Raw genomic sequence first — 1,515 nt, 5'->3', positions numbered from 1 at the left:
CGAGCGTGCCGTTGCCGGCGAGCGCGGCGCCGAATCCGTCGCGGACGTGGGCGTAGGTCTGCTCCATCGACGGCCCCCAGGTGAAGTCCTGGCTGACGCCCTTGCCCGCCTCGCGGAACACCGCGTCGACGTCCTGGCCGCCGAAGAACTGCGTGTTCTCCGCCGACGCCTTTGCCGACTCCTGGGCGGCGACGGTGGCGGGGTAGATGCCGCCCTGGGCGGTCAGGATGGCCAGGGCCTGCGGGTCGCTGTTGAGCCACAGGGCGAACTGGGCCGCTTCGGCCGGGTGCTTGGTCCCGGCGAACACCGCGGTGGTCGAGCCGCCCCAGTTGCCGGAGCGCTGCTCACCCTTGGTCCACTGCGGCAGCGGCGCCACGGCCCACTTCCCGGCGGTCGAGGGCGCGGCCTTCGCGATCGTGCCGACGCCCCAGACGGCTCCGGTCCAGGTGGCGATCTGCCCGGAGTCCAGCGCCTTGTTCCAGGATTCGGAGAAGCCCTGGTAGTTCGAGACCAGGCCCTGCGAAAGCAGGTTCTGCCAGTAGTCGGCGACCTTGGTGGACGCGGGGTCGGTCAGGTTCACCTTCCACTGCTGGCCGTCCTGGGTGAACCAGTGCCCGCCCGCCTGCCAGACGAGACCGGCGAACCAGTTGACGTCCTTCTGCGGGAAGTGCGTGATCGTGAGGCTGGGGTCCGCCGCGTGCAGGGTCTTCGCGGCCTGGGCGTACTCGTCCCAGGTCGTCGGCACCGGCACGTGGTACTTCTCGAACAGGTCCTTGCGGTAGAACAGGCCCATCGGGCCGGTGTCCTGCGGGATCGCGAAGACGCCGTCGCCGCCGACCGAGGCCTGCGCCCACGTCCAGTCCACGAACTTCGCCTTGGCGTCCGCGACGCCGGGGCAGGCCGAGATGTCCTGCAGGCCCTGCTGGACGCGGAAGCCGGGGAGCGAGTCGAACTCGACCTGCCCCAGGTCCGGCGCCTGGTTCGCCTTCAGCGCGGTGAACATCTTGTTGTAGGTGCCCTGGTTGCCCTGGGGCGTCTGTTCGACGGTGACGTGGATGTCGGGGTGTCCCTGGTTCCACAGGGCGACGGCCTGGTCGATGCCGGGCAGCCAGGACCAGAACGAGAGCTCGACCTTCCCGCCGGACGGCGCACAGGCCGCGGCGGCCGGGGCGGCGGAGTCGGCACTCCCGCAGCCGGCGGTCACCAGGACGAGCACGGCGGCAGTCACGGCGGCGCCCAGCCGGCGGAGCCGTTTCGTCGGGGGAGAAGTACGCACCATTGCGTTCGGTCCTTTCGGGATGGCGGCGGCTTCGGCCGGGGCCTGGCGCGGTGGTCCGGGCATCGGAGGTGGCGTGCGCTTCAGCGGAGACCTCGCGGCGCGGGGCCGGCAGTCCACTGTGGACCGGCGGGACCTGCGGCGACGGCCCGGCCCAGCTGCCCACGGAGTGCCGCCCATGTCGCCGCCTCCTTTCGCGCCGTTGCTCGGGAACGTTCCCGGGAATGTTCCCGGCCGGT

1 protein-coding gene is annotated in these 1,515 nt (G+C 71.5%); it reads right to left on the bottom strand.

The genetic code is table 11. The features are described 5' to 3' along the window. Positions 1-1,228 (bottom strand): ABC transporter substrate-binding protein (locus CCN39_RS48730; protein WP_244211378.1); only part of this gene is annotated, 1,228 nt, incomplete at its 3' end. Positions 1,229-1,515 lie beyond the last annotated feature (287 nt).

This window comes from Amycolatopsis kentuckyensis (assembly GCF_002155975.1).
Classification (GTDB): Bacteria; Actinomycetota; Actinomycetes; order Mycobacteriales; family Pseudonocardiaceae; genus Amycolatopsis; species Amycolatopsis kentuckyensis.
Note: the sequence above shows the minus strand (reverse complement) of the source record. Positions and strands in the feature narration are given on the sequence as shown.